Origin of the sequence: Pectinatus frisingensis (genome assembly GCF_015732285.1) — a bacterium.
GTDB classification, from domain to species: domain Bacteria; phylum Bacillota; class Negativicutes; order Selenomonadales; family Selenomonadaceae; genus Pectinatus; species Pectinatus frisingensis.
Window position 1 is genome coordinate 1 of the sequence record NZ_WIQU01000057.1, and the last position, 4,604, is coordinate 4,604.

Annotated in this window: 4 protein-coding genes and 1 pseudogene; 4 read left to right on the forward strand and 1 reads right to left on the reverse strand. The window is 36.2% G+C overall.

Features of this window, described 5'->3' with window-relative positions:
• A pseudogene (locus I6751_RS10830) lies at positions 1-523 on the reverse strand (IS256 family transposase); the annotation flags it as partial.
• Between the two features lie 263 nt (positions 524-786).
• Here I6751_RS10830 and I6751_RS10835 point away from each other — a divergent pair.
• The 4 genes from I6751_RS10835 to srlA all read left to right on the forward strand — a co-directional run.
• Complete coding sequence (locus I6751_RS10835; RefSeq protein ID WP_182185704.1) at positions 787-1,353, forward strand: glycerol-3-phosphate responsive antiterminator; 567 nt, start codon at positions 787-789, stop codon at positions 1,351-1,353.
• 259 nt (positions 1,354-1,612) lie between these two features.
• Complete coding sequence (locus I6751_RS10840) at positions 1,613-2,473, forward strand: class II fructose-bisphosphate aldolase (protein WP_196590764.1); 861 nt, start codon at positions 1,613-1,615, stop codon at positions 2,471-2,473.
• 103 nt (positions 2,474-2,576) lie between these two features.
• Entirely contained in the window at positions 2,577-3,845 is a 1,269-nt protein-coding gene (locus I6751_RS10845) for a zinc-binding dehydrogenase (RefSeq protein WP_196590763.1), read from the forward strand.
• A gap of 266 nt (positions 3,846-4,111) precedes the next feature.
• A partial coding sequence (gene srlA, locus I6751_RS10850; RefSeq protein ID WP_196590765.1) for a PTS glucitol/sorbitol transporter subunit IIC occupies positions 4,112-4,604 on the forward strand: 493 nt, incomplete at its 3' end.

Consider the following 4,604-nt stretch of genomic DNA (forward strand, 5'->3'; position numbering starts at 1 on the left):
AGTGATCATGCCACCGTTTCATGGCTGCTGGATACTGGGACGTCCATTTCTTATCTACTTCCTCTAACCGTCTGACAGCAGTTTTTTCGTCAGGAGCGGTATAGATCGTCCGAAGATCTCTGGCAAAATTCTTCATGTCCTTATTGGCTACATATTTAAGGGTATTACGTACCATATGCACAATACAGCGCTGGTGCTCTGTTTTTGGGAAGGCTGCAGCAATCGCTTCCTTAAGCCCTGTGAGTCCGTCCGAGCAGAGGATAAGAATATCCTGCACGCTAAGACCGTTCAGAACACCCATCCAGTATTTACTGTTTTCATTTTCACCGACTTCAAGGGTGAGTACTTCTTTGTAGCCATCCTCATTGATGCCGAGCACAACATATGCAGCCAACTTGCTGACAATACTGTCGTGACGTACCGAAAAATGAATGGCGTCAATAAGGATAATAGGATAGACGCCGGCAAGTGGTCGACACTGCCACTCTTCAATCTGGGGCAGAATTTTGTCAGTGACATCGCTATACTTCGGAAGACTACGGAGTTTGGGTATCTATAGGAGCTACCATTCAGAAATTTGTTTGGTCGTCATCCCTTTGGCATACGATGATAATTTAATAAAACACAACACATAAAACATCAGGGCTAAACGTCTTGATGTTTTTTTAATTTTGATTCTGTAATTGACAATTATACTTATGATTATATATAATACAAATGATTTTTACCAATGTGAAAACATATTAAACAGCAATTATTATATATCAAGTGAAAGGATTGTATTAAATGAAAAGAACTTTTTCTATCATTCCTTCCGTACGTAACATGAAAGATCTCAAAAAGGCCCTGTCAATTTCTGAAAACACCATTCTTTTAAGTACTATTACACACATCGGCAATCTAAAAGAACTCACTGTGTTGTGTCACGGTGCCGGCAAACATGTAATTGTCAATCATGAATTGGTCGGCGGCCTTGGTAATGATACTATTGCTTTTGAGATGTTAAAAAACATGTATAAAGTAGATGCCGTCATTGAAAGTAATCAAATTTATGCAGGAAAAGCTAAGGCTGCAGGAATAGAAACAATTCTTAAAGTACCCTTAATAGATTCATTGGCGTTGGAATCCACACTCAAACTAATAGCTAATATTAAACCAAATATGATCGAAGTGAAACCCGCAGTTTGTGCACTCAGTAATATAGAAAAAATTAAAAAACAATATTCAGGGAAAATTATTGCCAGTGGCTTTATTACCGATGTGGAACTAATACACAAATTATATGATAATGGATTTGACGGTATCATGACAAGCCGGCAAAATTTATGGAACAATCCTTTTAACAAACTGTAATTTAATCTATATTAATATAGTATTATAATAATTTATTTATTTATTCAGTATTTTCATATTTATTATTGACAAATGAAAAAATAACTTTTATACTGTAACAGAAATAAGAAGTTACCCGGGTGGCTTTTCATTTCCATAACAAAATATTTTTATATTGAATTGTGTATTGAATTCGGTATCATAGTGCAGAAGTTTTTCTGTGCTTTGGTACCTTTTTTTATTACTATTCTACTACTGCCCTAATGAGGAGGTACCATCTATGTTGGTAAATATGAATAAAATTTTAAAAAAAGCCGTCGAAGATAAATATGCTGTTGCGGCATTTGATTGTGTATCAGATATTTTTGTTAAAACCATTTTAGATTCAGCTGTTAATATGGACTCACCGATAATACTAATGGCGCTTGAATATGATCTTAAAGAACGTGGCATGGATTATATAGCCGGTCTCATAAAGGCCGTTGCCCCCACTTATAATGTTCCTATTGTACTGCATCTTGACCATGCAACAAATTTTGCAATAATTGAGCGTGCCTTGAAAAATGGTTTTACCTCTGTTATGTACGATGGTTCAGCATTACCGTTCGACCAAAACGTCAAAAACACTCAACAAGTAGTTAAAATGGCTCAAAAATATAACGCTACAGTAGAAGCTGAATTGGGTCACGTAGCAGGAAAAGAATTGTCAGGCTGTGATGATGATCATGCTGTACAACTCACTGAACCTCAGGAAGTGGAAACATTTGTCAATGAAACAAATATTGATGCATTAGCGGTTTCAATAGGTACAGCACATGGTATATATGTTTCAGAACCTAAACTAAATATTGAACGGTTGAAAGAAATATCTGCAATCAGCAAAGTACCATTGGTTTTACATGGTGGCTCAGGTACACCAGAAGCAGAATTAAAAGAAGCTATAAACAATGGTATAACCAAAATAAATATTTATTCAGATTTACGAATTGCTTTAAAAAAGGGAATCACTATTGCATCAGCTGACAATCAAAGACCTGATCCTCTTCCAGATAAGATGTTTGCCCCAATGACTGCCGCAATAAGCAAAATTGTCCAAGACCGTATAAATTTATTCGGTTCAAAAGGGAAAGCAGCCATTTGAAACATTTTACAGATATTAGTTTTTTAGAAAAACACATAACATAATAAGTTTTGCAAGTTAATGATACATATCTGCAAAGCTTTGTATATGAGGAGAAATTAAAATGATTACTACTGCGGTAAGAATGTATGGAAAAAATGATTTAAGATTAGAAAAATTTTCCCTGCCGGAAATAAAAGACGATGAGATTCTTGTAAAAGTTATCTCTGACAGTATCTGCATGTCAACATACAAGGAATCAAAACAAGGTTCAGAGCACAAGCGTGTTCCTGAAGGAATTGACAAGCATCCCGTTATAGTAGGACACGAAACAGCTGGAGACATTGTTGAAGTAGGTAGTAAATGGCAGCATAAATACTGCGTAGGAGATAAATTTTCTTTACAACCGGCCCTTACGTATAAAGGACAAAATTACACTGTAGGTTACTGTTATGAAAATTGCGGCGGAGCCTGCACATATGCAGTCATACCATCTGAGGTTATATATGCGAATAGTCTCCTATCATATAAAGGGACGGCTTATTATGAAGCATCTTTATCAGAGCCAATGAGTTGTATTATAGGTGCTTTCCATGCAGCTTATCATAACACTGCAGGAGAATATAAACATGTAATGGGCACAAAAAAGAATGGTACTTTGGCAATTCTGGCAGGAGCCGGTCCCATGGGTATGGGTGCCATAGACTACGCGCTACACAGCGATGTATGTCCCAAAATACTTGTTGTCACAGATATAAATGCTCAAAGATTAGAACGCGCTTCACAAATATTTCCGATAAAATCAGCTGCAAAAAAAGGTATTAAATTATATTTTATCAATACAGCAGCCCATAATGACCCCATCACTTTTTTGCGTTCGCTGACTGATAGTCATGGATTTGATGATATATTTGTGCTGGCACCGATAGCTGAAGTCATCGAACAGGCAGATAAACTTTTAAGTTACGACGGTTGTCTGAATTTTTTCTCCGGCCCTATTAATACAAATCTGAGTGCAAACATAAATTTCTATAATATTCATTATAACTCAGCTCATATGATGGGAACTTCTGGCGGATATACTTCAGATATGCTTGAATCCCTGTCCCTTTCTGAACAAAAACGCATCAATCCGGCGGTTATGGTAACTCATATCTGTGGTATAAACGGTATTATAGACACAACAATAAACCTGCCTCACCTTCCCGGTGGAAAAAAATTATCCTATCCACAGATAAAAATGGAACTAACCGCAATAGATAGTTTCGCTGAAAAGGGAAAAGATAATCCTTTTTTCGCAAAACTCGCAGAAATTTGTCAAAAATATAATAATCTTTGGAATGCGGAAGCAGAAGATTATCTATTGAAGAACTGGCCTATAAAAACTTATTAATGTTGATATGGGGTTGCCACACTTAGGCATTTTCATTTATAAACATGCGAAATAGAAAATCATATAGCCTAACAGGTTGCACATTTATAAAGTCAATGCTATTCGTGCGGTAACTCTATATAAATAAATTAAAGTTGCAAAAAATTCAAATAATTTATATCTTTTGTACTATAAATATTAGCAGAATTTAATCCAGGAAATCTTACAAACTTCAGTTATTTATAAAATATTATTTATTATATTAAGGAGGAAATAAGATGGGAATTATGCAGGAGCTGGGAGTTCTGGCAGCGGGATTTATCGGTTTATTTCAAGAGGGAGGTAAAAGTTTTGTCGGTATGGTAACAGGAATGTTGCCGACATTGATAGCATTAATTACTGCCATCAATGCATTTATTCATATTATGGGACAGGAAAGAATCAGTAAGCTGGCACAGCTGACAAGCAAAAATGTAATTTTGCGTTATACCGTATTTAATGTAATTTCAATGTTCTTTTTAGGAAATCCTATGGCATATACAATGGGACGCTTCCTGCCGGAAAAATACAAACCGGCATTTATGGATTCATGTATTTCCTTTGCCCATCCAATAACCGGACTGTTTCCTAATGCTAATCCAGCTGAACTATTTGTGTGGCTTGGTATTGCTAATGGTATCGCTCAACTGGGACTGCCTACCAGTGAAATGGCCGTACGTTATTTTCTGGCTGGTGTGCTCGTAATGTTGATTCGTGGTATCATCACGGAGAAAATTACGC

Coding starts and splice junctions, on each gene's coding strand:
- I6751_RS10835 (WP_182185704.1), top strand. CDS start 787: ATGAAAAGAACTTTTTCTATCATTCCTTCCGTACGTAACATGAAAGAT.
- I6751_RS10840 (WP_196590764.1), top strand. CDS start 1,613: ATGTTGGTAAATATGAATAAAATTTTAAAAAAAGCCGTCGAAGATAAA.
- I6751_RS10845 (WP_196590763.1), top strand. CDS start 2,577: ATGATTACTACTGCGGTAAGAATGTATGGAAAAAATGATTTAAGATTA.